The sequence below is a fragment of the Streptomyces sp. RK9 genome, from assembly GCF_045070545.1.
Lineage (GTDB): Bacteria > Actinomycetota > Actinomycetes > Streptomycetales > Streptomycetaceae > Streptomyces > Streptomyces alboflavus.
Genome location: NZ_CP173704.1, coordinates 911,458 through 937,889, shown reverse-complemented (window position 1 = coordinate 937,889; position 26,432 = coordinate 911,458). Strand labels below are relative to the sequence as shown.

The 26,432-nt window shown below is 72.5% G+C and carries 26 protein-coding genes and 1 tRNA gene; 7 read left to right on the top strand and 20 right to left on the bottom strand.

The window, feature by feature from the left end; all coding sequences use genetic code 11:
- Positions 1-105: 105 nt before the first annotated feature.
- The gene (locus AB6L24_RS24335) at positions 106-1,002 is read right to left on the bottom strand and encodes a hypothetical protein (protein WP_405658392.1); all 897 of its coding nucleotides are present in this window, start codon (positions 1,000-1,002) and stop codon (positions 106-108) included.
- Between the two features lie 204 nt (positions 1,003-1,206).
- On the opposite strand from AB6L24_RS24335, the gene AB6L24_RS24330 reads away from it, so the two are divergent.
- A complete protein-coding gene (locus AB6L24_RS24330) occupies positions 1,207-1,713 on the top strand; it encodes an ATP-binding protein (RefSeq protein ID WP_405658389.1) in 507 nt (168 codons plus the stop codon).
- Between the two features lie 40 nt (positions 1,714-1,753).
- On the opposite strand, the gene AB6L24_RS24325 is transcribed toward AB6L24_RS24330, so the two are convergent.
- The gene (locus tag AB6L24_RS24325) at positions 1,754-2,560 is read right to left on the bottom strand and encodes an NAD(P)H-binding protein (RefSeq protein ID WP_405658387.1); all 807 of its coding nucleotides are present in this window, start codon (positions 2,558-2,560) and stop codon (positions 1,754-1,756) included.
- A gap of 105 nt (positions 2,561-2,665) precedes the next feature.
- Between AB6L24_RS24325 and AB6L24_RS24320 the strand changes: the two genes are divergently transcribed.
- Positions 2,666-3,106: a winged helix-turn-helix transcriptional regulator gene (locus AB6L24_RS24320; protein WP_405658384.1), complete on the top strand. Its 441-nt coding sequence runs from the start codon at positions 2,666-2,668 to the stop codon at positions 3,104-3,106.
- A 105-nt stretch (positions 3,107-3,211) separates the two neighbouring features.
- On the opposite strand, the gene AB6L24_RS24315 is transcribed toward AB6L24_RS24320, so the two are convergent.
- On the bottom strand, positions 3,212-4,666 hold the full coding sequence (locus tag AB6L24_RS24315) for a PLP-dependent aminotransferase family protein (protein ID WP_405658382.1): 1,455 nt from the start codon (positions 4,664-4,666) through the stop codon (positions 3,212-3,214).
- A gap of 41 nt (positions 4,667-4,707) precedes the next feature.
- Between AB6L24_RS24315 and AB6L24_RS24310 the strand changes: the two genes are divergently transcribed.
- Entirely contained in the window at positions 4,708-5,205 is a 498-nt protein-coding gene (locus AB6L24_RS24310; RefSeq protein WP_405658380.1) for a carboxymuconolactone decarboxylase family protein, read from the top strand.
- 55 nt (positions 5,206-5,260) lie between these two features.
- On the opposite strand, the gene AB6L24_RS24305 is transcribed toward AB6L24_RS24310, so the two are convergent.
- The 3 genes from AB6L24_RS24305 to AB6L24_RS24295 form a co-directional block, all read right to left on the bottom strand.
- Complete coding sequence (locus AB6L24_RS24305; RefSeq protein WP_405658378.1) at positions 5,261-6,508, bottom strand: MFS transporter; 1,248 nt, start codon at positions 6,506-6,508, stop codon at positions 5,261-5,263.
- Positions 6,509-6,680: 172 nt separating this feature from the next.
- Positions 6,681-8,201, bottom strand: a complete 1,521-nt coding sequence (locus tag AB6L24_RS24300) for an aminopeptidase P family protein (protein ID WP_405658375.1) — start codon at positions 8,199-8,201, stop codon at positions 6,681-6,683.
- 75 nt (positions 8,202-8,276) lie between these two features.
- Positions 8,277-9,752, bottom strand: coding sequence for a PP2C family protein-serine/threonine phosphatase (locus tag AB6L24_RS24295; RefSeq protein ID WP_405658373.1), 1,476 nt, complete (start codon positions 9,750-9,752; stop codon positions 8,277-8,279).
- A 614-nt stretch (positions 9,753-10,366) separates the two neighbouring features.
- Between AB6L24_RS24295 and AB6L24_RS24290 the strand changes: the two genes are divergently transcribed.
- Both AB6L24_RS24290 and AB6L24_RS24285 read left to right on the top strand, forming a co-directional pair.
- Positions 10,367-11,068, top strand: a complete 702-nt coding sequence (locus AB6L24_RS24290) for a bifunctional DNA primase/polymerase (protein ID WP_405658371.1) — start codon at positions 10,367-10,369, stop codon at positions 11,066-11,068.
- A 54-nt stretch (positions 11,069-11,122) separates the two neighbouring features.
- Positions 11,123-11,725: a hypothetical protein gene (locus AB6L24_RS24285; RefSeq protein WP_405658369.1), complete on the top strand. Its 603-nt coding sequence runs from the start codon at positions 11,123-11,125 to the stop codon at positions 11,723-11,725.
- A 283-nt stretch (positions 11,726-12,008) separates the two neighbouring features.
- Here the strand turns inward: AB6L24_RS24285 and AB6L24_RS24280 are convergent, their stop codons facing one another.
- The 3 genes from AB6L24_RS24280 to AB6L24_RS24270 form a co-directional block, all read right to left on the bottom strand.
- Complete coding sequence (locus AB6L24_RS24280) at positions 12,009-12,995, bottom strand: DUF5926 family protein (RefSeq protein WP_405658367.1); 987 nt, start codon at positions 12,993-12,995, stop codon at positions 12,009-12,011.
- A gap of 187 nt (positions 12,996-13,182) precedes the next feature.
- Positions 13,183-13,821, bottom strand: a complete 639-nt coding sequence (locus AB6L24_RS24275) for an ATP-binding protein (protein ID WP_405658364.1) — start codon at positions 13,819-13,821, stop codon at positions 13,183-13,185.
- Between the two features lie 53 nt (positions 13,822-13,874).
- Entirely contained in the window at positions 13,875-14,726 is an 852-nt protein-coding gene (locus AB6L24_RS24270) for a glycerophosphodiester phosphodiesterase (RefSeq protein ID WP_405658362.1), read from the bottom strand.
- A gap of 197 nt (positions 14,727-14,923) precedes the next feature.
- On the opposite strand from AB6L24_RS24270, the gene AB6L24_RS24265 reads away from it, so the two are divergent.
- Entirely contained in the window at positions 14,924-16,555 is a 1,632-nt protein-coding gene (locus AB6L24_RS24265) for a S1C family serine protease (protein WP_405658360.1), read from the top strand.
- 53 nt (positions 16,556-16,608) lie between these two features.
- Positions 16,609-16,695, top strand: a tRNA-Ser gene (locus tag AB6L24_RS24260).
- Between the two features lie 135 nt (positions 16,696-16,830).
- Here the strand turns inward: AB6L24_RS24260 and AB6L24_RS24255 are convergent.
- The 11 genes from AB6L24_RS24255 to AB6L24_RS24205 form a co-directional block, all read right to left on the bottom strand.
- Positions 16,831-18,207 carry a tyrosine-type recombinase/integrase gene (locus AB6L24_RS24255; RefSeq protein ID WP_405658358.1) on the bottom strand — a complete coding sequence of 459 codons (1,377 nt, stop codon included), beginning with the start codon at positions 18,205-18,207 and terminating at the stop codon, positions 16,831-16,833.
- Between the two features lie 60 nt (positions 18,208-18,267).
- Complete coding sequence (locus AB6L24_RS24250) at positions 18,268-18,453, bottom strand: helix-turn-helix transcriptional regulator (RefSeq protein ID WP_405658356.1); 186 nt, start codon at positions 18,451-18,453, stop codon at positions 18,268-18,270.
- 465 nt (positions 18,454-18,918) lie between these two features.
- Positions 18,919-20,394 (bottom strand): ATP-binding protein, encoded by a 1,476-nt coding sequence (locus tag AB6L24_RS24245; RefSeq protein ID WP_405658353.1) that lies wholly within the window; start codon positions 20,392-20,394, stop codon positions 18,919-18,921.
- 2 nt (positions 20,395-20,396) lie between these two features.
- Entirely contained in the window at positions 20,397-21,257 is an 861-nt protein-coding gene (locus tag AB6L24_RS24240; protein ID WP_405658351.1) for a DNA primase, read from the bottom strand.
- Between the two features lie 86 nt (positions 21,258-21,343).
- Positions 21,344-21,652, bottom strand: a complete 309-nt coding sequence (locus tag AB6L24_RS24235) for a hypothetical protein (RefSeq protein ID WP_405658349.1) — start codon at positions 21,650-21,652, stop codon at positions 21,344-21,346.
- A gap of 204 nt (positions 21,653-21,856) precedes the next feature.
- Positions 21,857-23,977: an ATP-binding protein gene (locus tag AB6L24_RS24230; RefSeq protein ID WP_405658347.1), complete on the bottom strand. Its 2,121-nt coding sequence runs from the start codon at positions 23,975-23,977 to the stop codon at positions 21,857-21,859.
- Between the two features lie 32 nt (positions 23,978-24,009).
- Positions 24,010-24,576: a hypothetical protein gene (locus AB6L24_RS24225; RefSeq protein WP_405658345.1), complete on the bottom strand. Its 567-nt coding sequence runs from the start codon at positions 24,574-24,576 to the stop codon at positions 24,010-24,012.
- Between the two features lie 52 nt (positions 24,577-24,628).
- Entirely contained in the window at positions 24,629-25,015 is a 387-nt protein-coding gene (locus AB6L24_RS24220) for an RRQRL motif-containing zinc-binding protein (RefSeq protein ID WP_405658343.1), read from the bottom strand.
- The gene (locus AB6L24_RS24215) at positions 25,015-25,845 is read right to left on the bottom strand and encodes a DUF2637 domain-containing protein (protein WP_405663296.1); all 831 of its coding nucleotides are present in this window, start codon (positions 25,843-25,845) and stop codon (positions 25,015-25,017) included. Before AB6L24_RS24215 ends, AB6L24_RS24220 begins: the two co-directional genes overlap by 1 nt.
- Before the next feature lie 53 nt (positions 25,846-25,898).
- Positions 25,899-26,117, bottom strand: a complete 219-nt coding sequence (locus AB6L24_RS24210) for a hypothetical protein (protein ID WP_405658341.1) — start codon at positions 26,115-26,117, stop codon at positions 25,899-25,901.
- Complete coding sequence (locus tag AB6L24_RS24205; protein WP_405658339.1) at positions 26,114-26,383, bottom strand: DUF6284 family protein; 270 nt, start codon at positions 26,381-26,383, stop codon at positions 26,114-26,116. The genes AB6L24_RS24210 and AB6L24_RS24205 overlap by 4 nt, the downstream gene beginning before the upstream one ends.
- Positions 26,384-26,432 lie beyond the last annotated feature (49 nt).

Here is a 26,432-nt window from a genome sequence, read left to right as displayed (position 1 = left end):
TGTTCGGAAGGGGACGCGGTGCGCGGGCCGTGCGGCCATGCGCTGATGCGTGCGGGCGCGCCGGGCGGCACCGCTTCCGATCGAGCCGGGAGGAGCGGGTCCGCGTCAGGCGGCGAGCGTGAGGGCGGCGGTGGCGGGCGGGCCGCGCCGGATCACCGTGTCCTTGAGGGCGGTGGCCCGCAGCCGCGGCGGCGGCGGGGTGTGCGGGGCGCGCGCGGGGCCCGTCGAGGGTGCGCCGAGGAGCCCGGCGCGCAGGACTCGTACCAGCGCGAGGGCGGCACGCAGCGAACGTACGAGCGCCGCCTCGGCGACTCCGTACGCCCCCTGGGCGGACAGCCGCACGAGGCGGGCGAGCGCGAGGTCGCCGCGGCGCAGCAGCCAGCCCGCGGCGAGGGCCGCGAGGACGTGGGCGAGCAGCATCGGCAGGGACGGAAGGAGCGCGGCCATCGGCGACGAGCCCATCGACGGCATCGACGGCATCGACGGCATCGACGTCGCGGCGGACATCGCGCCCGTCGCCTGCGCGGCCGCGTCGGCCCCCGCGTGGGCGTGCGCGCCATGGGCGCCGCCCGACGGTTCCAGGCCCGCGGTGCGCAGGATCTGCCGGGCCTGGACGGGCGTGAGGGTGGCCCCGCTCGCGCCGCACGCGATGCGGGCCGCGCGCTCCACGAGCGAGGCGGCGTCCGATCCGCCGCCCGTCCCCGCCGTGGTCATCGCCATGCTGTGCCGCTGGCCGAGGCCGAACAGCGCGTGCAGCGCGAGCTGGCCGACGGCGAGCGCCCCCGCGATTCCCGGCAGCGACCGCTCGCGCCCGGCGAGGGGCACGGCGACGGCGAGGACCACGACGAAGGCGACGAGCAGCGTCCACAGGGGGACGGCGGCACAGGACGCGAGCACATGGCCCCCGGCGGACAGCACGACGCAGACCGCGGCGAAGGTCGCGGCCCGCAGGAGCCGGACATCGGCTCCGGCGCGTGTCTGACGCGGGTGGGGGGCAGTCATGGCCGGGCCATCATCGCACCAGGCTTACCCGTCTCCTACGGCAGGTCGGTGGGCGGCGGCGCGTTCTCGGGGGTGTCCGGCTACACCGGGCGGGGTGCGCGGCGCGTCCGCCGTATGGGCGGCATCACGTCAAGTGGGCGCTTATTCGCGGTTACTCGCGGCAATACGTATCGGTATGTCGAGCCGCAGCCAGGAGGCTGGAGCATGAGCATCTGGTGGTCACTCCATTTGCGGCGCGAAGCTGCGAGCGTTCCGCTCGCCCGGCGCCTGCTGATGGGCACGATGGAGACCGCGGGGGTGCACCCCGACGTCTCGTACGAACTGTCGCTGGCACTCACGGAGGCCTGCGCCAACGCCGTGGAGCACGGTGGGGCCGCGACACCGGGGGCGCCCGGCGGCGCGTACCGGGTCACGGCGTATCTGGACGGCGAGACCTGCCGCATCGAGGTCGCCGACTCGGGGCCGGGCTTCCCGCCGGGCCGCGTCCGGATGTCGGCGCGGCGCAGGGGCCGGCGCCGCACCCGCCGCCCGTCCCGCGCGCCCAAGTCCGTCACGCCTTCGGAGACGGCGGAGAGCGGCCGGGGCCTGTGTCTGATCCGCGAGCTCGCCGACCATGTGGACTTCGGCAACAAGCCGGGGCGCGGCGGCGCGGTGATCAGTTTCGACAAGGTCCTGAAGTGGCGGGAGGACGCGCCGCTCGTCAGCGCGTAGCCCTCCGGCCCTGACGCGCGGGGCCCCTACCGGCACGGCTTCACCGCACCGTCGCCGCGTACACCTCCAGAGCCGGTCGCGGCGCCCGGCCGAGCAGCGCGCGCAGCTGGTTGTCCGTGACGGAGGTGCCGTCCAGGAAGCCGCCCGCGATCGCCGAGTAGGTGCTGAGGAGCATCGGCACCTGGAAGGGCAGGGCGTCGCCGGACGCGGTGACGGCGTCGCGGGTGGCGGCGAGGGTGCCGGGTTCGTAGCGTCCGCCGACGGCTGCGGCGAGGTCGGCGCCGCCGAGGGCCTGTTCGCCGACGAGTTCGTAGGTGCGGCCCGCGTGCGGTGCCGGGTCGGTGGCCACGCGGACGGCGACGTCGGCGAGGTCCTCACGGGCGACGGCGGCGAGGCGGCCGTCGCCGAGGGGCGCGGCCACGGTGCCGTCGGGGCCCGGGGCGGCGATCGCGGCGAGGAATTCCGCGTACAGGCCGTTGCGGAGCACCGTCCAGTTCAGCGTGGAGCGGCGCAGCCTGCGCTCGGTCCAGCGGTGGGCGAGGGCGTACGTGAGGTGGTCGCCGTCGCCGCTGAGGCTGGTGTAGACGAGGTGGCCGACGCCCGCCTTCTCGGCGGCGGAGACCACGGCGTCGTGGCGGGCGGCCACGACGTCGTCCTCGGCGGCCCCGGCCGAGATGACGAGCAGGGTGTCGACGCCGGTGAGGTCCAGGGACGAGGGGTCGTCGAAGTCGACGCGGCGCTGACCGGGGGCCGGGGCGCGGGTGCCGACGACGACGTCGTCGCGGTCGGCGAGGCGGGCGGTGACGAGCTTGCCGAGCGCGCCGGTGGCGCCGGTGATCATGAGCATGGGTGTGTTCCCCCGTGGTTCTGGTTTCCTGGAGCGGGCGGTGGTGGTCACCGGGCCCGGGACCATCGTGATCGGCGGCGGGCGCGCACGTAAGGAGGCACTTCGATGTCAGCAGGGCACACGGCGGTAACCACCCCGCGGGCCGCGGTGGCGGCGGGCGAGCCGGTGATCCGGTGCGAGACGCCGCAGGACGAGTGCGGGGTCCGGGACGTCCTGGACCGCCTCGGCGACAAGTGGTCCGTCTACGTAGTGGTCGAACTCGCCTCCGGAGTGCTGCGGTTCAAGGAGTTGCAGCGCCGTGTCCACGGCGGCATCTCGCAGCGCATGCTCACCTTGACGGTGCGCCGCCTGGAGCGCGACGGCCTGGTCAAGCGCACGGTGTACCCGACGATCCCGCCGCAGGTCGAGTACGAGCTGACGGAGATGGGCCACAGCCTCACCCACCTCGTGAAGTCCCTCGCGGACTGGTCGATCGCCCACCGCCCGGCGATCGCGGAGGCGCGGGAGGCGTACGACGCGCGGCCCGCCGAGGACGTCAGGACCTGACGGACCGGCCCCGGCCCTCAACTCCCAGCCCCGAATCGCGACGTAGTCAGCCGTCGCGCGACGGCGGAGAGCAGCCCTCAACTCCCAGCCCCTAGCCCTCAGCCCTCAGCCTTCGTCCGGCGCGGGCGGAAGCACCCCGCACAGCGCCTCGACCGCCGCCGCGTACCCGTGCTCGGGCGGCGTCGCGTACCCGACCACCAGGCCGTCCTGCGCGTGCGCGGCCGCCGCCGGGTGCCGGTAGCCGGACAGGCCCTCCAGGCCGACGCCCTGCCACGCGGCGGCCTTCACGGCGGTCGCCTCCGTGCCGGGCGGCAGCCGCAGCACGGCGTGCAGCCCGGCCGCGATGCCGGTGACGGTGATGTGCGGGGCGCGCTCGGCGAGGGTGGCGACGAGGTGGTCGCGGCGGCGCCGGTAGCGCTGGCGCATGCGGCGGATGTGCCGGTCGTAGTGGCCGGAGTCGACGAGGTCGGCGAGGGTGAGCTGGTCGGGGACGCTCACCCAGGCCTCCCGCTCGCCCTTCGCGGCGAGGACCGCGCCGACCAGGTGCTCCGGAAGCACCATCCAGCCGATCCGCACGGCGGGCGACAGGCTCTTGCTCACCGACCCGATGTACACGACGCGTTCGGGGTCGAGTCCCTGGACGGCGCCGACGGGCTCACGGTCGTAGCGGAACTCGCCGTCGTAGTCGTCCTCCAGGATCAGCCCGCCGTGCGTGCGGGCCCAGTCGACGACGGCGCTGCGGCGCGCGGGGTGCAGCGGCCCGCCGGTGGGGAACTGGTGCGCGGGCGTGAGCAGCACCGCCCGCACGGGCCCCGGCACGTCCGCCAACTCCTCGACGCGGGCACCGTGTTCGTCCAGGGGCAGGGGCAGCGTCCGTACCCGCGCCGCGTCCAGGATCGAGCGGTGGAAGCCGAGTCCGTACGCCTCCACGGCGAGAGGCCCGCGCAGCACCCCGCCGCCCGCGCCGCCCCCGGGCCCGCCGAACAGCAGCCGCAGCGCATGAGCGAAACCGGAGCACACCACGATCCGGTCAGGATCTGTCCTGGTCCCGCGCACCCGCGCCAGGTACGAGGCGAGTGCCCGGCGCAGCTCGATCCTGCCCTGCGGATCGCCGGGCCCGAAGGCCTCGTTGGGCGCGGCGGCGAAGGCGCGGCGGGCGGCGGCGAGCCAGGCGGCGCGGGGGAAGGAACCGGCGTCCGGCTGGCCTTGGACGAGGTTGTGCGCGGGCTTCGCGGGCGCGCTCGGCGGGCGCTTGGGCACACGGACGCGGGGCGGGGGCGCCGCGCGCTCGGCGACGCGGGTGCCGGAGCCCTGCCGGGCGGTCAGCCAGCCCTCGGCGACGAGTTCGGCGTAGGCGTCGGCGACGGTGTTGCGGGCGACGCCGAGGTCGGCGGCCAGGGAGCGGTACGGGGGCAGGCGGGTGCCGGGGGCGAGGCGTCCGTCCTGCACGGCGGCGCGCAGGGCGCGGATGAGCGCGGCTCTGCGGCTGCCGCCGCCGGACAGCTCCAGGTGCAGGTCACTGCCGATGCGCTCCGCCGAATTGACCCAGGATTCCGCCATGGAAATGCACCCTACCCGTGGTCTTTGAGCGCCGTAGATTCATGGTCATGACGAACAACACGACGCACACTGTGTCCCACGAGCCCCTTGCCCGCATCGACTTCGCCAAGACCGCCCCGAAGGTCTTCAAGGCCGTCATCGGCCTGGACGCCGCCGCCCGCGCCGGCCTCGACCCGGCCCTCGTCGAACTGATCCAGATCCGCGCCTCGCACCTCAACGGCTGCGCGTACTGCCTGCACATGCACACCAACGACGCGCGCAAGGCGGGCGAGAGCGAGGACCGGCTCCACCTGGTCGCCGTCTGGCGCGAGGCCAGGAACTTCTACTCCGCCAAGGAGCAGGCCGCTCTCGCCCTGACGGACGCGGTCACTCTTGTCGCCGACGCCGGTGTCCCGGACGCCGCCTACGCCGAGGCGGCCGCGCACTTCGACGAGGCCGAGCTGGCCCAGGTGATCGCCCTGATCCTCGCGATCAACACGTGGAACCGGATCGCGCTCAGCACGGCGAAGGTTGCCGGGACGGACGAGCGCGAGGGCTGAGCGCCCCCGGCGCTCCTGCCCCCGCTGCCGCGTGCCGTCGGTTGCCTGCGGGTCATTACCCGCTGGTGCTCAGGCATCGGCCTGCGGCCTCGTCCTCAAGCGCCGGACGGGCTGTCACTGCCCACCGCACGGCCGGACCCATCGCGTACGACGCCACCAGGATCACCCCGCCAAGGAGCAGCCAGCCCGGCGTCCCCCACTCCACCAGGAGCGTCGTGAGGACCAGGGGGCCGAGGGTGCGGGCGACGGTGACTCCGGTGCCGAAGAAGCCCTGGTACTCGCCGATGCGGCCGGGGGGCGCCAGGTCGAAGCCGAGTTGCCAGGAGCCGGCGGACTGGAGCATCTCGGCGGCGAGCAGCACCACGGACGCGGCGACCAGCACCGCGGCGGCCGTCCACGCCCCGTCCGCGGCGGCCGAGAGGGCGAACACCGCGCACGCGGCCAGCATCAGGACGCCGGACCTGCGCACGGCCCGCACCGCCGTCGGAATCCCGGAGACCGACCGGGCCGTACGCACCTGGAAGGCCATGACGCCGACGGTGTTGAGGACGAACAGCGCCGAGACGAGCCACGCCGGGGCGTTCGTGCGCTCGGTGAGCCACAGCGGGATGCCGAGGCTGAGCAGCGGCATCCGCATGAGGAGCACGGTGTTGAGGAGCGTGACGAGCGCGTACGGCCGGTCCCTCAGCACCGCGAGCCGCTCGCCCGCGACCGCCGCCGTCGGCGCGACGGCGGGCAGCCGCCACAGCACCGCAGCGCACACCACGAAGCCGGCGGCGTCCAGCGCGAACACCGAGAGGTACGCGGCCTCGCTGCCCTGGTGCAGCGCGACGCCGCCGAGCCCGGCACCCACCGCGAGCCCCGCGTTCAGCGTGGACTGGAGGTGGGCGAGGAGCCCGGTGCGCTCCTCCCTGGTGACGAGCCCGGCGAGCAGCGCCTGGCGCGCCGCGGACAGGCCCGACTGGGCGGTGGCGTACCCGAGGGCGGCGGCCACGAACGGCACGAAGTCGCGGACGACCAGGAAGGACGCGACGGCGGCACCGGTCGCGAGGGCGAGGAGCACCGCGGTGCCGCGCGGCCCGCGCCGGTCGGCGAGCCGCCCGAGCGGCACCCCCACCACGGACCCGACGGCCCACGCGAGCGTCAGACCGAGCCCGATCCGCGCCGGGGCGAGCCCGACGACGTGCGTGAAGTAGAGGGCGGAGGTGACGTAGAACGCGCCGTCGCCCACGGAGTTGGCGAGCTGCGCGAGGGCGAGCCGTCGAGCGGGGCCGGGGGCCGGGAGGAGGCGGGGTGGCGTCATGCCCCGAACACTAGGAAGCCACTGGCACCCTCAAGCGGTCCACTTCTCGCATCAATTCATGGGCCAATTGATACTTCCCCGGAGCAGCGAAAAGCGCCGGACGGGCTGGTTCCAGCCCGTCCGGCGCTTGAGGACGAGCGCGGAGCGCGATCTGCCGCGCCCACGCCCCGGGTCAGCTCTTCAGCTTGGCCATCCAGAGTTCAACCTCGTCCGACCGGCGAGGCAGCCCCGCGGAAAGGTTCCGGTTGCCGTCCTCGGTGACGAGGATGTCGTCCTCGATGCGCACGCCGATGCCCCGGTACTCCTCGGGCACGGTCACGTCGTCCGCCTGGAAGTACAGGCCGGGCTCGACGGTCAGGCACATGCCGGGCTCAAGCGTGCCGTCGACGTAGGTCTCGGTGCGGGCGGCGGCGCAGTCGTGCACGTCCATGCCGAGCATGTGACCGGTGCCGTGCAGCGTCCAGCGGCGCTGCAGGCCGAGCTCGAGGACGCGCTCGACGGGGCCCTCGATCAGCCCCCACTCGACCAGCTTCTCGGCGAGCACGCGCTGGGCGGCGTCGTGGAAGTCACGGAACTTGCCGCCCGGCTTGACCGCCGCGATCCCGGCCTCCTGGGCCTCGTACACGGCGTCGTAGATCTTCTTCTGCAGCGCGTCGAAGCGGCCGTTGATCGGCAGGGTGCGGGTGACGTCCGCGGTGTAGTACGTGTGCGTCTCCACGCCCGCGTCGAGCAGGAGCAGCTCGCCGGAGCGGACGGCGCCGTCGTTGCGCACCCAGTGCAGGGTGGTGGCGTGCGGTCCTGCGGCGCAGATGGAGCCGTAGCCGATGTCGTTGCCCTCGACGCGGGCGCGCAGGAAGAACGTGCCCTCGATGTAGCGCTCGGAGGTCGCCTCGGCCTTGTCGAGGACCTTCACGACGTCCTCGAAGCCGCGCACCGTGGAGTCCACGGCCTTCTGCAGCTCACGGACCTCGAACTCGTCCTTGACGAGACGGGCCTCGGAGAGGAAGACGCGCAGCTCCTCGTCGCGCTCGGCGGTGACCTTGTCGGTCAGGGCCGCCTCGATCCCGGCGTCGAAGCCGCGCACGACGCGCACGGGCCCGGTGGCCTCGCGCAGCGCGCCGGCAAGATCGCGGACGTCGGAGGCGGGGATGCCGTACAGCTTCCCGGCCTCGGTCAGGGAGTGGCGGCGGCCGACCCACAGCTCGCCCTGGCCGTCGAGCCAGAACTCGCCGTTCTCGCGGTTGGAGCGCGGCAGCAGGTAGATCGTCGCGTCGTGGCCGCCGGTCCGGTTCGGCTCCATGACGAGGACGCCGTCCTCCGTCTGGTTGCCGGTGAGGTAGACGTACTCGACGGAGGCACGGAAGGCGTACTCCGTGTCGTTCGAGCGGGTCTTCAGGTTGCCCGCGGGGACGACCAGGCGCTCGCCGGGGAAGCGCGCGGAGAGCGCGGCGCGGCGGGCGGCGGTGTGCGCGGCCTGCTCGATCGGCTCCAGGTCGTGCAGCTCGGTGTCGGCCCAGCCGGACTTCATGCTCTCGGCGAGCTCGTCGGAGACACCGGGGTAGAGGCCGTTCTTGCGCTGCTTGATCGGCTCTTCTTCGGTCTCCACCAGCTCTTCCGGGGTCTCCGGGTTGAGGGCGTCCGACACGGTCTGCCTCCTGTTTGACGGCTCTGTACGGCTCTGGATCCTCTCCATCGTACGGTCGTACGTAAGGAGGCCCAGGGGCGGAAGACCTGTCACGGCGAAGGCTCACGGGCCGTGCGCGCCGCGTCACTCGAAGCGTGCCGCGAGCAGCACCACGTCCTCCTCGCTCGCCGCCGCGGCCGGGCCGTCAGTGCCGTCGAGGCCTTCCGGGAGGACCGTGCGCAGCACATGGTCGGCGATCTTCCCGGGGTCGTCCCTGGCCGCCTTCGGCACGCTCGCGGCGGCCGCGTGCAGCCGCGCGAAGGCCCGGTCCATGGCGTCCCCGGTGCGCTGAAGAAGCCCGTCCGTATAGAGAAGCAGCGTTTCTCCTGGCTCCGGGCGGATGTCCACGCTCGGCGCCTCCCAGCAGGCGAGCATGCCGAGCGGTGCGGAGAGGGACGTCTCCACGAACTCCGTGCGCCGCTCCCCGACGATCAGCGGCGGGCTGTGCCCGGCCCCGGCGAGGACGATCTTGCGCAGGGCGGGCTCGCAGAACGCGAACAGCGCCGTCGCCGACCGCGCGGGCTCGGTGAGGCGGAGCAGCAGCTCCAGGTCCGACAGGACGGCGACGGGGTCCTCGCCCTCCATCACCGCGTACGCCCGCAGGGAGGCCCGAAGCCGTCCCATCGCGGCGACCGCGCTCGGCCCGGACCCGGTGACGGAGCCGACCGCGAGGCCGAGCGCCGCGTCCGGCAGGGGCAGCGCGTCGAACCAGTCGCCGCCGCCGCGCGGGCCCGTGCTGTGCCGGGCCGCGAGCTGCACCCCGGCGACCCGCGGCAGGCGCGGCGGCAGCAGCTCCGCGCGCAGGGTCGCGGTCGTGGAGCGGGCGCGGTCGAGGTCCACCAGGCGGGCCAGGTGCTCGGTGGCGTACTGGAGGTAGCGGCCGATGAGGTGCCGCTGCCGCGCGGCCGGCTCGGCGGGCTCGTCGTACAGCCAGACCACCACGCCGACGCGGCCCGCCGTGTCGGTGAGCAGGGGCAGGGCGTAGCTCGCGGCGTACCCGAGGCGGACGGCGACCTCGCGGTGGCGGGGGTCGAGGGCCTCGTCGGCGAGGAGGTCGGGCTGCACGATCTCGGTGACGGGGGCCGCGGCGGGGGGCGCGGTCTTGGCGGCGGGGGCGCAGTCCGGCGCGCCGGGGGTGGCCCCCGCGGTGGCGTCGAGGAGGCGGCCGAAGGAGGTGGCGGCGCGCGGCACCGTCTCCAGATGGCCCAGGTCGGCGCGGGCGAGGCCGAGGCCGACGGTGGTGGTGGGGCCGAGGCCGTCGGCGGGCTCCAGGACGACGAGGCCGCGGCGGGCGCCGACGAGGGCGGCTCCGGCGCGCAGGAGTTCGGTGAGCGCGCCGTCGAGTGCGGCCGTGCGGGACAGGCGTTCGTTGAGTTCGTGCAGCGTGGTGAGGTCGGAGACCCAGCCGGCCAGGCGGTCCTGGATGAGCGCTCCCGGGGCGCCCTGGGCGCCGGGGGCGGCTGGGGCGCCCTGGGCGGGCTGGACAGGCGGGGCAGTGTGGGCCGGTGGCGGAACAGTGGAATCGATTCCGGCCACTTTCGGGAGGTGCGGGGCGTTCATGGCTGACGGCTTTCCGGCCGGTGCGTATTGCTCAATAGCATCGCAAACCCCCTGTCATTCTGCGCCGCTAGCAATGTCTCCACATCTACACGCAGTGGAGAGGGGATGTCCAGCATTGTCCTGCGGGGATTCCTGGTGTCCAGTGGGGCGGGAGTGAATTCCGGGAACTGTCAGCGATCTTGAGAACTTGTCTGAAAACTGTTGCAGGGAACGGCATATTGCGGTCGACTGACATTGTTCGAAGGAGCGTCACAGCGGTCGCGATGGGTACGTACTCGGTGATGGCCAGGGGCAGTTGCGGGACGCCCGGAACCTGGTGGCGGACCCGAGCGTCTTAACCCACGGCGGCCGTGCCCCATCCTCCCGCGGCACGGGCGGCAAGAAATACGCGGGACGGCAAACGCCAGGCGCCGCCACCCCACGCCACGTCAACGCTCGGCCCATAGGGGAGCCCCATGCCGCAGGCTGGGGTGTGATGCGCCAGCTTGTACGCACCTGTACGCACTTGCATGCACCTAGTACGCGCACCTCGTACGCACGTCGATAGTGATCCACACATGGTGTGATGTGGCCCGAAGTGTCCCTCTGCGTGTAACGGAAAGGAACGAGCGCTCATGCGCGAGATCCTCGGAAGGCGACGCAGGCTCCTGTCCTGGCGAATCGGTAGGAAGTCTGACCAGAGTCCCGCTCTGCTCGGCGCGGCCATCACCTTCGCGACCGTGTGGCGCTGGCCCGTGCTGCCAGGCGTCGGCATCGACAGCCAGGTCAGGCGAGGTATCGACACCGAAGGCGCGCTGCGCTGCGCCTGTCCCGACCCCGAGTGCGGCTTCCCCGGCGCCCATCCGCTGGACCCCGGCCTGCTCGCCGCGACGACCGACGAGCGCATGGTCCGCTGGTGGTGGACCAACCGACCCGGCGCACCGGTGCTCCTCGCCACCGGCGGCCGCGCCCCCTGCGCCGTGAGCCTGCCCGCGGCGGCCGGCGCGCGCGCCCTCGCCGCGCTCGACGAGGCGGGCGTCAGGATCGGCCCGGTCGTGGCCACCCCGGCCCGCGTCTTCATCCTCGTCGCGCCGTACTCGCTGGAACAGTTGGGCGCGCTCCTGTACGCCAAGGACTGGGTCCCGGGCTCGCTGCGGTTCCACGGCGACGGCGGGTACGTGGCGCTGCCGCCGTCGGAGACGGGCCGGGGCCAGGTCCGCTGGGAGCGGGCGCCCCTGCGCGGCTCGGCCGCCCCCTGGGTGCCCGACGTCGAGGCCGTGGTCGACGCGGTGGTCGACGCGCTCACTCGTACGGGTGTGAGCGCCCCCGAGTTGTAGGGCATTGGGCGCGCGGTGAACGCTCCGCGTGCCCATCGTCGTTATCTTCGGGCCATGCACCCCCGCCCGGCCGTGAACCCCCGCCTGCTCGCGCTCCTGGGAGTCGTGGCCGTCGCGGTGCTCGTGCCGCTCGCCGGCGCCTCCGCGGGGCCCGTGCTCCACGACTCCGTACGCCGTGATCCCGTCCTGCACGACGATGCGAAGCAGCCCGCCGGGGCGAAGTCGTCCACGGCGCACTCCCCGTCAGCGTCCACCGCACCGTCCCGGCCGCAGGACAAGCCCGGCGCCCCGGCCGCTCCCGCGCGCCCCGCGCACGACGCCGCGCCCCCGCGGGAGGCCACCGCGCGGTGCGGCCCCGAACTCTCGTCGCCGCACGGCGTGGAGGCCCAGACCTGCGTCCTGTCCCAGGCCGACGACACCTGGGCGCGTACCTACTACCGCAACGCCACGGGTGAGGCGCTGAAGGCCGTTCTGAGCGTCATGGGGCCGAAGGGGCGCACGGTGCAGATGCACTGCGCGGTGGGAGCCGACGACGAGCCGGCGGCGTGCGAGACGCCTCGTGAGCGCACGGCGGGAACGGCGGCGCGGTACACGGCGGTGGCGGAGTTCGCCGGTGCGGGCTCGGCTGCGCTCCTGCTGCGCTCCGGCAGCAACTGAGCGATGTTCCGGTGCAGTTGGGACGGTTGTTCACCGCTGAACGGCCACCGGGTGTGCACCGGGCACAGAAACGCCCGGTTGCTGGCGACGGGGGATGCACCAGCAACCGGGCTACCTGAACGGTAACAAGAGATCGGCGCTTGGCAAATTCGATCTCAGTTATCCGGACAGGGATTTACCTGTGTCCAAGGGGAGTTGTGACGGGAGTCACGCGTTCCGTTCCGACTGACTGGTGGGTCAGTGCGGACCGGCCGCGCGCCCCCGCCCACGAGGCCGCGCGAGGTCAGCTGAGGGTGACCTGTCGGTTGGTGAGGCCGCCGCGTGCCCTGCGCTCTTCCGGAGTCAGCGGCTCCGTCGCCGCGAGGGCCGTCGCGAGGCGCGACGCGAACTCGGCGGCGGGCTGCTCGATGTCCTCGGCCCCCATGCCGCTCGGCAGGTCCCACACCGGCACCGTCAGACCGTGTGCGCGGAAGGAGCCGACGAGGCGGGTGCCCTCGCCGAGGCTCGACGCGCCGGCCGCGTGCAGCCGCGCGAGCGCGTCGAGGAGCTGCTCCTCGGGGTGCGGCATGACCCAGCGCAGGTGGTTCTTCTCCGGCGTCTCGCACCAGTAGGCGGCGTCCACGCCGGAGAGCTTGACCGTCGGGATGGCGGCGGCGTTCGCCCGTTCCAGGGACGCCGACACCTCCGGCGTGGCGTTCTCCGCGTCCGGCACCCAGAACTCGAAGCCCGGGTGCACGACCGGCTCGAAGGCGCTCTTCTCGTCGATGAGCTCCTGCAGGCGGGGACCGTCGCCGGATACCGCGCGGCGGCCGGGGACCGGCTGGCCGGGCTCGGTGGTGAGGGCGCGCTGGAGGGTGTCGGCGAGGTCGCGGCTGATGTCGCCGGAGGAGGTGTCGTTCTGCAGGCCGAGCAGCACCGAGCCGTCGTCGCGGCGCAGCGCGGGCCAGGCCATCGGCAGGACGGTCGCAAGGGTCACGGAGGGCACGCCCTCGGGCAGGCCGTCCTTCAGGGTGAGCTCGACGGTCGCGGCGGGGACCAGCTCGCGCAGGGCGACCCAGTCGCACTCGCCGGGCAGTCCGTCGAAGGGGCGCTGCACCAGCTCGGTCACGGCGTGCGCGGCGGCCCGGCCGTGGCAGGCCTTGTACCGGCGGCCCGAACCGCAGGGGCAGGGTTCCCGGGCGCCGACGACCGGGACCTCGTGGTCCTTGAGCTGCGGCTGCTTGCCCTTGCTGCCCTGGTTGCCCTTGGTCTGCGGGCGCTTCTTGGCCATCGTGGGTGTCTCCCGGTTACGGCTCGCTTGCGTACGGGCGCGAGCCTAGCCGTTCGCCGTGGGGTGCCCTGGGTGCCGGGGGCGCGGTGGGAGCGGCTCGGGGACGGGTGCGGCCCCGCTCGGTCCGCGTACCCGCTCGGTCCGTGTATCCGCCCGGTCCGCGTTCCCGCCCGGTCCGCGTTCCCGCTCAGTCCACGTCGTCGAAGGGGTCCGCGAAGCCGAGGTCGGATATCGCGGCCGTGGCGGCCGCCGCCGACGGTGCGGCGACGCGCGTAGCGAAGTCCTCGTGGCGGTGCCCGGACTGCACCAGGGCCCAGACGGTGACCTCGCCGCGGGTGTCGTCGCGCACTCCCCACGCCTCGGCGAGGGCGGTGATGATGTTGAGCCCGCGGCCGCCGTGGGCGGTGACCGAAGGAGTGGCCGGAATCGGGCGGGTCGGGCCGCCGCCGTCCGTCACTTCGACCGTGAGCCGGCCGGTTTTCTCGACGCGCCACGCGGCACGCACGTCTCCGTCGTCGCCGTCCCCGTTGAGTCCCTCGCCCAGCGGCCTGCCGTGCCGGCAGGCGTTGCTGAGGAGTTCGGAAAGGATCAGTACGGCGTCGTCGATGACCGACTCCGACACTCCGTTGCCGCGCAGTTGATCGCGCATCCGGTGTCTGGCTTTCCCCACGCCCGCAGGACCATGGGGTACGGCCATGCTCGACGACGTGGGCACCTCCTGTGCCACCACAAACGCCACCCCCGAGACCTCCTTTGCCCCACGCCACGGTGTGAATGCCCCAATGGACTGGACCGGAAACCGGCCAACACCGCGATGGTGACGCACTCGACACGGTCGAATACGCACCGAACGCGCCGGTGCACTCCCCGTAATGGGCGTCAGGCGCGGCCGAGTTGGGACAGAACCTGCTTCGGGCGGTTGGTGATGATCGCGTCGACCCCGAGGCGGACGCACAGCTCGACGTCGGCGGGCTCGTTCACGGTCCACACGTGCACCTGGTGCCCGGCCCGCTTGAGCTTGGCGACGTACCCGGGGTGGTTGCGGAGGATCCGGATGCCCGGACCCGCGATCCGTACGCCCTCGGGGAGACGGCCGTCGCGGTGGCGGGGCGAGACGAACTGCATCAGATAGACGGTGGGCAGCGTCGGGGACGCGGCGCGCACGCGGTGCAGCGAACGCGCCGAGAAACTCATGACGCGCACGGGCGAGGGACCGTCGGCGGGCGGCGTGTCGAGGCCGAAGCGCTTCAGCAGGTGCAGCAGCCGCTCCTCGACCTGGCCCGCCCAGCGGGTGGGGTGCTTGGTCTCGATGGCGAGCTGGACGCGGCGCCCGGAGGCATTGTTTTCGGCCACCAGCTCAAGGAGCCGTTCCAGGGTGAGTACGGAGGTGTCCTTGGCGTCGGAGGGGTCCTGGCCCTCGTCCCAGTCGGGCCCCTCTGTGTCGCCGGGGTCCCCCGGGTCGCCGCCGTTCTTCCAGGAGCCGAAGTCGAGCGCGGCGAGGTCGGCCAGCTCCAGGGCGGAGACGGCGCCGCGGCCGTTCGAGGTGCGGTTGACGCGGCGGTCGTGCACACAGACGAGATGGCCGTCCGCGGTGAGCCGTACGTCGCATTCGAGGGCGTCGGCGCCGTCCTCGACCGCCTTCTTGTACGCGGCCAGTGTGTGCTCCGGGGCGTCCTCGGAGGCTCCGCGGTGGGCGACGACCTGGATGTGGGGCTGTCGTGCGTGGGTCACCGCGTCATCGTGCCACCGCTGACCGGTTGCGCCTTCCGTATGGGTCGGTTTCGCCCGCCGTGAACGCACAGCATCGGCTTATGGTGCCCTGACAGCCCATGGGAAAAGCTGACTGCAGACAAAAGTGAACCGAAATGATCGTCTGCTGCTCTCAGGCCGTGACCGAGTACGACAGCGTGGACCGAGGAGAAGAAGCTGTGAGCACCGAGAACGAGGGCACTGAGGTACCCCCGGCCCCGTCCGCACCTCCCGTGCCGGTGGACACTCCCGCTGCTTCCGCCCCCGACACCCCGGCGCCGACACCACCGGCGGACCGGCCTGCCGCACCCGAGCCCGCCCCCGCGGAGGCCCCCGCCGCGTCCGGGCCCGCCACCCCGGCCGAGGCTCCCGCCGCGAGCACCCCGCCCCCGTCGGCCCCGGCTCCCGCCCCAGCACCGCACGTCCCCGATCCGTACGCGCACACGGCAGGGCATGTGGGCGCGGGCCAGTCGGGCGGCGGGTACACCCAGGCGGGCCAGCCCGGCGCGGGGTACGGCCAGCAGGCCGCGCCCACCCCCGCCACGGCCGCCGCGTCGCCGTCCGGCGCGTGGCCGCCGCCCCCGCCCCCGGCCGTGCCGTCGTACGCACAGGACGGCGCCGGGGCCGGAGGCACGGGCTGGGGCGCGTCCTGGACCGCGGAGCAGCCGGCCGCGCCGAAGCCGGGTGCCCGGCGTGGCGGTCTGGTCGCCGCGGTGCTCGCGGCGGCGCTGATCGCGGGCGGCGTCGGCGGCGGTCTCGGCTTCTGGGCGGCGGACCGCAACGACGACGACAGCACGGACTCGACGACGGTCTCCGCGTCGGACAGCCCCGCCGACCTCAAGCGGGAGCCCGGCTCGGTCGCGGGCATCGCGAACAAGGCGCTGCCGAGCGTCGTCACCATCGAGGCCCAGAGCGGCAGCGGCGAGGGCGGCACGGGCACGGGCTTCGTGTACGACAAGCAGGGCCACATCCTCACCAACAACCACGTGGTGGCGTCCGCGGCCGAGGGCGGCAAGCTGTCGGCGACGTTCTCGAACGGCAAGAAGTTCGACGCTGAGGTCGTCGGCCGCGCCCAGGGGTACGACGTCGCGGTCATCAAGCTCAAGAACAAGCCCTCGGACCTCGCCCCGCTGCCGCTCGCCGACTCCGAGAAGGTGGCCGTCGGCGACTCCACGATCGCCATCGGCGCCCCCTTCGGCCTGTCGAACACGGTCACGACGGGCATCGTCAGCGCGAAGAACCGCCCGGTGACCTCCAGCGACGGCGGCAGCAGCAAGAGTTCGTACATGAGCGCGCTGCAGACCGACGCGTCCATCAACCCGGGCAACTCCGGCGGCCCGCTCCTGGACGCCCGCGGCGCGGTCATCGGCATCAACTCCGCGATCAAGCCCGCCGACAGCGGCGGCATGGGCGGCGGCGGCCAGTCCGGCTCGATCGGCCTGGGCTTCGCGATCCCGGTGAACCAGGCGAAGGACGTGGCCAAGCAGCTGATCAAGACGGGCGAGGCGACGTATCCCGTGATCGGTGCGTCGGTCTCCCTGGCGAACACCTCGGACGGCGCCACCATCTCCGACCGCGCCGCCGGCAACTCCGGCGCCGCCGTGGAGCCGGGCGGCCCGGCGGCCAAGGCGGGCCTGAAGTCCGGCGACGTCATCAAGAAGCTCGACGACACGGTCATCGACAGCGGCCCGACCCTCATCGGCCAGATCTGGACCCACCGCCCCGGCGACACCGTCAAGATCACCTACGAGCGCGACGGCAAGGAGCGCACGGTCGACGTGGTCCTGGGCGCACGCAAGGGCGACAGCTGACCCGCTACTCTTGACCCCGCGCCACCGGCCGATCACCGGCCCCGGAGGCGCGGGGTGGGTTGCCCGAGCGGCCTAAGGGAACGGTCTTGAAAACCGTCGTGGCAGCGATGTCACCGTGGGTTCAAATCCCACACCCACCGCCGCAGGTCAGAGACTTGCAGGTCAGAAGGGGTGCCCCTCTCCGGAGCGGCACCCCTTCTGTATGCCCCTGTCTCACCCCGTCCCGCCGGTTTCCCACCTCTGACCAGCGCGTGCGGCCAACCTGCGGCCAGGATTCAGGCCCCTTCGGCGGGCTCCTCGTGCTCCGCCAACCCCCGCTCGATCAGGGCGTTCATCTTGGCTTCCTCGCCGTCCAGCACCTTGGCGTAGTACCGCTGGAGGACGGCCACGCTCTGCCCTGCCCGACGGGCGGTCTCAGCCAGGCTCACGCCGGAGCGGAGCCAGAACGAGACGCACGCGTGCCGCAGGTCGTACGGGATGGCGGCGAGGGGAGAGGCCACCTGCGCGGGGGTGAGCGCCTTCCGCCGCGCTTCCTTCCACACGGCGCCGTACTCCTGCGAGCGCACCGGGCCGCCACGCACGGCGCTGAACAGCCGCCCTCCGGGCGTGACGCCCAACGCGTCGAGATGGGTCCGCAGGATGGCGACCAGAACCGGTGGGATGGGCACCGGGCGGACAGCCCGGCGGGCCCGGTGCTTCAACTGCCGCTCCTCGTAAGGCTTGCCGTCGTCCGTCCACGCGGAACCCACCTGCGGACGGGCACCGGCGAGCAGGAGCCGCCCCCACCCCTCCTCGGGTAGTTCGCACTGGTCCGCGCTCAACATGGAGACCTCTTCGGGCCGCATCGCCGCGTAGTACATGCAGGCGAAGAACGCGACCAGGTGGGCGCCCCGGTCGCCCTGCGCACGTACGGCGTCGAGCAGGGCCCGCGCCTGAGTGGGCGTGGCGACGCTGCGGGCGTCCAACTCCTCCACGGCCTTGGGGGTTTCCCAGTGGACGCGGTGGAGGGGGTTGCCGGGTAGGAGTTCGTGTTCCACTGCCAGGCGAAGGCAGTTGCTCAGCACGGCCCGGCGGCGCCGGAACGTGTTCGCAGCGGCGGCCTTGCCGTCCTGCCGCTTGGCCAGGTGCTCCAGCACCGTGCGCACGCGCCTGGCGTTGTCGAGGTCGACCACGGCAGGCGCGTTGCGCTCCACCCATGCCAGGGCCTTGGCCTCGCCCTCCGGCGGTTCCTGGCTGTCCCGCCCGGCGTTGAACGCCCACTGGTAGAGCGCGCGACGCAGCACGTCGTCTGCCGGACGGCCCTTCCCGGACGGACACAACGCCATCGTGGCGATGGTCAGACTCTCCGCGATGCTCGCCCGGTGCTTAGCTGCCGCCGTCGGCCACTTCCGCGCGGCGTGCGCACGCGCGTGGGCGTACCAGCTCGTACGGTTCCGCTCGCGCACCTCCGAGACGGGGAGGCCGGTCTCCGTGTCGAACGGCTCGCCCTTGCGTGCCGCAGACAGCAGCTCCGACCGCCGGGAGTCGGCGAGGGTCTTGGTCGCGAACTTCTCCTGAAACTCCTCCCCGCCGACCAGCCAACGCAGTTGAAACGGGGCGGCCTTGCTGGAGCGCTTGCGGATGCTCCAGATGCGCACGTCGTAGCTGTGCATCGTGCTCCCTCATGAGGGAGGGGCCTCACCGTGTGGTGGGCCCCTCCGGTCGGTCGGCGGTCAGGCTGCGATCTCGTGCTTGTCCCACCACGCGTCCAAGTCGCTGCGTCGGCAACGGATCTGCCCGTTCGGCAACTTGATGAGCTTCGGTGCCCTGCCACGAGCGCGCATGCGGTAGAAGGCGGCGCGGCTCATCTCGATCTCTTCGAGGACTTCGGGGAGCTTGAGCATCTTGGGGCGTGCCACGGTGCGACTCCTCTTCGATCAATTGGCGGGGTTCTCGAACACTGGGCTTGCCGGGACCACGTGTGTGTCCGAAGTGCGGATTTCTGCGTCATTGCGTCATCAGCGTCATTCGGGCCTCTGACCTGGCGCTTTGCGTGACGCAGGGATTCGGGGCTGCGTCATCGGCGCGTCATGCCCTGCGTCATTGGGTGACGCAGATGACGCAGGATGACGCAGAGGTCGCCGTCTGCGTCATGGCTGTAGCCGCAGGCCAGGGGCCGCTTTCCGGCATGGGTGACGCAGATGACGCAGCGTTTCCCCTCTTAGGAAAAAGAGAGGGGGTGTCTGTTGTCGTGCGGTGCGCCTTACAGCGTGGAGAAGGAGCCGCTGCGCGGCGCGACCCTTGGGCGGCGTTCCGCCGAACAGCAAGAAGAGCACGCCTGGCCGGTGGTGCTCTTCTTGCTTGTCCGCGCGAGCCCCTGGCGGTCAGAAGATCGGCTTCTGCTCGTGTGGGGGTGGGGTGGGCGGACGGGTCATTTCGAGGTAGCGGCCCTCGCTGGTGCGGCCGGAGTCGATGAGGACGCCCCTGGCGGCCAGCGTTGGCTGGAGGCGCTTGAGGCGGTCGGAGAGGACCTTTCCCGTGGTCGGCCACCCCTTGGGCAGGGGGCGCAGTTCGTCGTCGCTGTAGAGGCCGCTGAGGTGGTGCAGCCACTCGGTGGAGGTCATCCGCTGCGCTGCTCCGGGTGTGATCGTGTCGGCGTGCCGCAGGACGGTCTGCGCGAGGAGGTCGCCCTCGATCACGTCGTCGTTCAGGTCGTCCAGGCTCGCCCGGTAGGCGCTGAGCGCTCCGAGACCGGTGGCTGTGTCGAGTTGCGCGCACAGGTGCGCGAAGTCGGCCATCCGCAGGTCGGTGGGGGTCTCCGCCTTCACCGCGCGGACCTTGACCGTGAGGTCCAGGAGCGAGCCGAGCACCACGGGCAGGATCTCTTCGTACTCTGCCCACAGCTCTGCCTCGGTGCGCCGAACCTTGGGGCGCACCAGGTGCAGCGGCAGGAGCCGTTCGGCGAGGTCGGGCCGGATGAGGCCGACGTCGATGCCGGTCAGGAGAAGGGGGCGGCGGTAGCCGGTGCGGTAGACGTCGCCGTCGGTGAACAGGGCGCGTTTGACGTCCTCAGCGCCAGTGACGACGCAGCACATGGCGTCCGCCAGGTCCGGTGTCAGGTGCGAGAGGTTGTCGAGCGCGGTGACCCACCCGGCGGCCACCGCCGCGATCAGATTCGCCTCGTCCTTCGGGGCGCGGCGCAGGTCCCCGCTCATGCCCTCCACGATCCGCACGAGCATGCGCCCGCCCGTGGACTTGCCCGCGCCCTGCGGCCCGGTGAGGAACGGCGCGGGGACAGGCACGGACGGCCCGAGGCAGCCGATCAGCCAGGCGAGAGCCAGGGACTCGGTGTCGGCGTTGGCGAAGTTGCACAGCCGCATCAACAGGTCGACGCCCTTGCCATCGGTGTCCTTGGCGGGCAGGGGCAGTTCCCCGGTGAGCTGCGTGCGGCGCCAGCACACCTCGCGCGGGTCGGGGGTGGTGATGTCCCATCCGGTGGGGTGGATGCGGACGGACTGTCCGTCGTCGCGCCCGAGGTCCAGCCACGTTGCCCCGTCAAAGCCCGGGGCGACCCGGATGTGCACGGGCTGTACGCCCTCGCTCAGCGCGAGCGCTTCGATCAGGTCCAGCGCTTCCTTGATGGCGCTGCCGTTGAAGACTCCGCGTCCGTCGCGGAAGAGGCCGACCATGAGTTCCTGCCGGTGGCTTCCGGTGGCCCCCTGAGAACGGATCGGGCGGGCCACGGGGTGGCCGTTCTTCTGCGCGTACACGGTGCCGTCAGGGGTGCGGAAGTAGCGGAAGTGCTCTTGCGCGTAGTCGGTGATGATCTCGCGGGCGGGGGTCTTGTCGTCGTCAGCCATGGCTACAGCCCCAGCCTGGTGCGGGCGTTGGTCCACGCGTCGGTGCAGTGCCGAGGCGACTCGCCCTTGGCCTGAGCAGCGGTGAACAGGCGCCCGATGTGCGTCTCGGTGAGGCAGCCGCACCGGCCGTGCGTGGAGAGCACGGCGAGGAACGTGCGGTAGACGGTGTTGTGCACGCCGCTGTGGGCGTCGGTGATGCGCTGCTCGGCCATCGCGATGCCGCGCTCCAGGAAGGCGGGTGTGCGATGGCGGCACCCCCCGCCCCCGGCCGGTGCGGGCACGGCGATGGTCTGCGGGGCGGGCCGGGCCGCGACGGGCTTCGTCGCGGCGAGCGTGCGCACGGCGTCCGGCAGTGCCGTGGGGGTGCCGGTTCCGTGCCCACGCCAGCGGGCGTAGGCCATCGTGGACTTGATGTCCACGCCGGGCCGGACCGCGTTGGCGGAGCCCATCGCCCCGAGGTAGATCCAGTGCTCGCCCCGGGTGGTGGGCATGATCTGCGTGGTGGGCAGGTGCTCGCGCGCCCACATGATCGCGTCGGCGTTGTCCAGGTCGACGACCGTCAGGTCGGCCCCGCCCGGGTGGTAGGCGACCGCACTCGCCCGAACCCAGGCGCGCTCCCAGAGTCCGGAGCTGATGACGTCCGCGTCTGTGGTCGCGGCGGCCCATGCGTGGCAGACGTCGGGGCAGGCGCAGGGCCCGGCGGTCTTCATGTTGGGCCGTCCGCCGCACGCGTTGTCGGCGCAGGTACGGCAGTTGCCGAACGGCACCTTCCCGGCTCGCAGCGGTAGGACGGGCAGGCTGGAGGCGGCCAGGGCGAGAGCGGTCGGCAGGTGCTCTCGCCGAGTGTCGGTGGGTTGCGTCATGCTGGGAGACCTCCACAGCTCTGATGTGGGCAGGTGGACAAGGGCGGCCCCGGACTTTGGCGAGACGGGGGCCGCCCTTGGCGTAGCTAGGTCTTGCCGCGCGCGAGGCGCAGGGTGATGCCGCCGATGCCGATGGGTCCGGCGGCGCCGCCAATGGCCATGGCGGTGTGGGCGGCGACGTCGAGCAGGGCGAGGAATGCGGCAACGAGGCCGAAGAGGCCCATGGCGCCCGCGCCCGCGATGGCGATGGGGAAGAGGTAGTGGCGCAGGGGGCGCCCGGTCTGGTCGGTGGTGTGGACGACGATGACGACGGGCTGGCCGGTGGCTTCGGCGCGGCGGTAGTCGTCGGCGGGGATGTGCGGGGCGATGATCCCTGGCGGGTCGCGGTGGTTCATCCGGAATCCCTTCAGCTGGTGGCGCAGGGAGGAGACGGCACCCCCTTGCGGGGGCGCTGTGGAGGGGGTTTCAGGGGTGCTGAGCTGCGTGCCTCCCTGACTCCCTGATGGGCCCTTCGTGCTGGTCAAGGCCAGGGAGGAGGGGCAGGGAGGGGTTCAGGGAGTCCTCCCTGCCTCCCTGCCCGTCCTTGCTGTGGCTCCCTGCTACGCGGCGTCGGAAGCGGAACCGTCGGTGTCGCGGTTGGCGAGGGCCCGGGCGACGCGGTCGCGGCTGACGACCATGACGCCGTCGGACTTGTACGGCTCCGCCCCTGCGTCGTCGAGAACGCGCTTGAGGTCGATGAAGGACCATCCGCCGTAGGCGTCTTCGTTCAGCTTCGTGAGCCGTGCGAGGACGTCCTTGGTCCGTACCCGCGCGGTGGTGCCGATCACGGCGGCGATGTCGGCGAGCGGGTCGCGGTCCTCGCCGCGCTCGATGGTGTGCAGGGTGGTCACGCCGTCCCGCAGCGCCCGCGCCCGCTCCGCGATCTCCTTGGCGTCGTCGGTGCTGATGTAGTGCGTGCGCACCGTGATGGACGACTGCCCCTTGGGGATGTCGATTCCAGCGGAGGCGACGACCAGGGTTCCCTGGTCCAGCCCCGGACGCAGCAGGTTCGGAGCCGCGCCGCCGTCCACGGCCTTGTCCCCCAGCGCCATGCGGGCCTGCGACTCCGTGCCCAGCGCGAGGGAAGCACGGGTGTGGGCGCCCTCGCGCACGAGCTTGGGCAGGTTCTCGTTCGTGGGGTCCTGAGTGCCCTGCCACAGCAGCACGTTCACGGCCCGCCCCTGGTTGTGGATCTTCCGTGCGGCCATGTAGTAGCGGGAGTTGGCCTTGGCGCCGCCGTAGGGGCGCTTCTCGTCGTCTTTGAGGGGGCACATGAACGCCACCTGTGCCTCGTCCACGATCACGATCAGCGCCGGGAACTCGGTGCCGGGCGGCGCTTGGAGGCGGCGGTTCATCTCCTCCACCGCGTCCTCGACCATCTCGGTGACCTGGATGACGTGTTCATCCGTGGGCCCCTGGATGAGCCGTGCGGCGAGGCCGTCGAACATGTCCCAGTCGCCCACGCCCTTCAGGTCGCCCATCCAGAACTCCACCGACCGGTCCAGCGCGAGCCACAGGGCGAGCGCCCGCAGGGCGGCGGTCTTGCCCTGGTTGGACAGGCCCGTGATGAGCAGGTGGCGCTGGTAGACGCTCAGTGCGGCGGCATCCCCGCGCAGGTCCTGCCCCCACGGGGCGCGGCCCTTGGCGTAGTCGGCGGTCAGAGTGTCATCGGTGACCAGCGGAGACGGGCCGATCGGCTCGTCCAGCGCTCCGGAGTCGGCCACCCACAGCCGCACCGTGCGGGCCGCTTCGGGGATGGTGATGAACACCTCGTGCTCGTGCCGGGTCAGGTTCTCCGCCAGCTTGCGGCGCCTGCTCTGCACCTCGTTCGTCGCCACCCCAGAGGGCAGGGTGACGTCGACTTCCACCCCGCATCCGGCGATGCGGATAGGCCCGAGCATGGCCGCGCCCGCATCCCCCATCTCCTTGATGGCGCCTCGCAGCGCGGGCACGCCGAGGTCACGCAGAGCCTTGACGACGATCGAGGGAGTGATCGGCTCGCCCTCGCTGTCGCGCTCCCTGGCGGGCAGCGCCCAGGCAGGGGCGGCCTTTTGATGGCGGCCGACGGCCCAGAGGCTGAGCAGGGCGAGGAAGGGGCCGATCGTGAGGAGCGGGCCCCACACCACCATGACGATGGTGACGAGCAGGCTCACCAGCCCGACCACGGCAGCGAGGGGGGTGATGACATCGACGGGATCCTTCGTGGCCAGGGCCAGTGCGATGCCGAGTCCGATGAGTGCGCCGATGCTCATGCCGGTGCCGACCAGGGCGGTCTTGGCCGCATCGACCGGGGAGGCGAGCAGGTCCATGCGGCGCCGGTGACGTTCCGCGCGGAAGCGCTGCCCGCGCTCCTCCCACTCAGCGGCCACCTCATAGTTCCCCGCCGCTTCGGCCGCGCGGAGCATCCGCTCGTAGCGGGAGGCGGTGCGGCCGTCCCAGGTGCGGCGCGCCACGATCCGCGTGCCCCCAGCGACGTACAGGCCGTGGCGGGCCACCGCGCGGGCGGCGGTCTTGGTGTGTTCGTGGGTGATGGCGCTCTTGATGGCGCGCCCGGAGCGCACCCACAGCGGCACCACCCGCGTCTGGGTGTCGGGTGCCGGCACAACCGTCAGGACCGTCGGGCCCTGCTCCGGAACAGTGGGGTGGGGGTCTTTTTCGAGGCGAACGATGTTCTCGCTCATGCGGAAGAACTCCAGTCTCGGGGAGGGGCCGCTTAGGCGGCGGCGGTGGAGGTGGCGCCGGGGATGAGCTGGTCGGCCAGGTACTCGCAGCCGTAGGCCTCCTGCTCGTGCTGCTCGACGAGGCGGGCGTGCGCGCGGGCCTGGCGGCGCGACTGACGCTCCACACCGAACTGAGCGCGCGTGTCCTGCGTGATCTGGTCGACGACGTGCTTGCGGCTGAACTGCATGGCGTGCACGAGTTCGTGCACGAGCGTCACGGCGAACTGCCCCGGGACGGCGTGCTGGTCGACATTCACCAGCACCAACACGCCACCGTTGGCGCGCGGGATCGCACGTCCGGAGGCGTCGCGGGCGAGGCGCCGGGCGGCGCGTTCGGCGCGGTTGCGGGACCGCTTGTCCAGGACCCCCGCCAACTCGGCGTCGGCGGCCGTGCCGAGTTCGGCCATCCCGCGCGGGTCGGTCAGGATGACCTCGACGTCGGGCATCCGGCCCGGCACCGCCCGCTCGACGAGGCGCACGGCCTGTACAGCGAGCTGCTTGGCGGTGCGCAGGGTGGGCCCGTATCCGGGAATCTTGTGCGTGCTCACGGTGAGGTTCACGGAGTCTCCGTTGGCAGGCGCCGCAGGTCACGCGGCGCGTCCGGTGGGATGGTCAGGCAGCGCTCTGTTCCTGGGCGGCGATGCACGCGCCGCAGATGCCGTGGGAGCGGGGGATGCAGTAGCCGACATCCAGCGAGCAGGACGGGCAGGTGCGGCGGGCGAGCATCGCCAGCGCGAGCGCGCCCCACTTGCGCGACGTCATCGGCCGCACCGGCAGCGCCCGGTCGACGCGGTAGAGGTAGGCGACCAGCGCGCCGCCCTTGCGGCCGCGATGGCGCAGCATGAGCTGAGCGGCTATCGGCTGACCGCCCGGCCGCAGACCGCGCGCCCGGAGCTGACGGCGCGTGGCCAACCCGTCCGGGGCGTACTTCCACGGGTAGGTGGGGATGCCGTAGCGAGCGCCGGTGGGGTCGTAGCACTTCGCGTACGCGGCGCCCATCACGCCACCGCCAGACCGCGCTCAGCGCGCAAGGTCTCGCGCAACGCGCGGGCGTTCGCGGGTGAGGTGTGCACCGCCTTGCGGATGCCTTCCGCCGTCAGCTTCGCGTCCGGCCAGTCTTCGGTCGCCGTGCGCGCCTCATCGAGCAACTGCGCCGGGGTGCGCTTGGGGCGGGTCGACTTCGCGACGTCCGGGACCCGACCGGTCGCCCGGCGGGGCTGCTTGGACTGAGCGGACACCGTGCGCGCCACGATCGGGCGGGCAGGTGCCGACTCGATCGCCCGGACGGGCTTGCTCGCCACGGCCGACTTCAGGAACCCGACGGCCACCGGTCGGGGCAGCGCCGTGACGTTCGTGGTGATCGGCGTCACGGTCGATTCCGGCACGTCAGCCGTAGACCGAATCCTCTCGGTCTCGGTAGATTTCTCCGCATTCGTGGTCGGGGGTTCGATCGGAGTGGGCTGGTGGTGCAGGACCTTGGCGACCAGGTCCGACCCGAAGTAGATCGACCCGACCGGAAGCGACGTGGCGAGCAGGACCAGCGCCCAGTTCGCCGGGTCCCAGTCGGCCAGTCGGCCCCAGTCGACCGTCCGGCCGTGAAGCTCCGGGACAAGGCCGTGCACGTAGTTCAGGACCAGCGAGGCGAGGGTGTACGTGCCCAGCACCCGCAGGGCGAACTTCCGGGCGTCACCGGACAGTACGAGAGTGGCGACCAGGGCGAGGGCCATCAGGCCGTCGACGACGAACGGGTACAGCATCGCTGCCGTGTCGTCCGCGCCGATCGCGCGGGCCACATCCCGCAACGCGTTCCACGAGACCCGAAAGGCCATGGCGACGACGGCGACCAGGGCGAGCACGAGCAGGGTCTTGCCCTTGTTGCTCTTCACCGGCCCTCCTCCCCCGCGTCGTCGCACTGCCCGGTCACGGGCGGCACGGGCACCTGGGTGCTCAGGTAGCGGGCGATGAGCAGGCACCCGACCGAGACCGCCAGGGCGGGCCAGGGGAGGGCGTAGACGAACGCCGACACACTCGCGGCGAGGGCGCCCAGCACGCACACGACGGTGGCGACCAGCCGCCACCGCTCCCGCCGGACCGCGCTCATGCGACGCCGCCCGGCAGGCTCGTACCGGCCGCGCGGTTGATCAGCGCGGCCCGGGCGGCCAGCGCCCGGCGCCGGGCGCGGCGGATGCGGCGGTCGTTCAGCTCGTTCGGGGTGTGGTCGAGGGTGATGATGTGCGCGTCGAGGAGGTCGACGTCCGCGAGGATCACGGGCATCTCGTCCTCGATGGCGGCCAGTTCTCCGCTGGTCGGCTCGATCCAGTCGGCGAACGCGGTAACAGCGTCCTGAACAGTGACGATGTGGTCCATGGGTCGTGGTCTCCCTAGCAGGTGGAACGGCCCGAACAGCGCCCCCGGA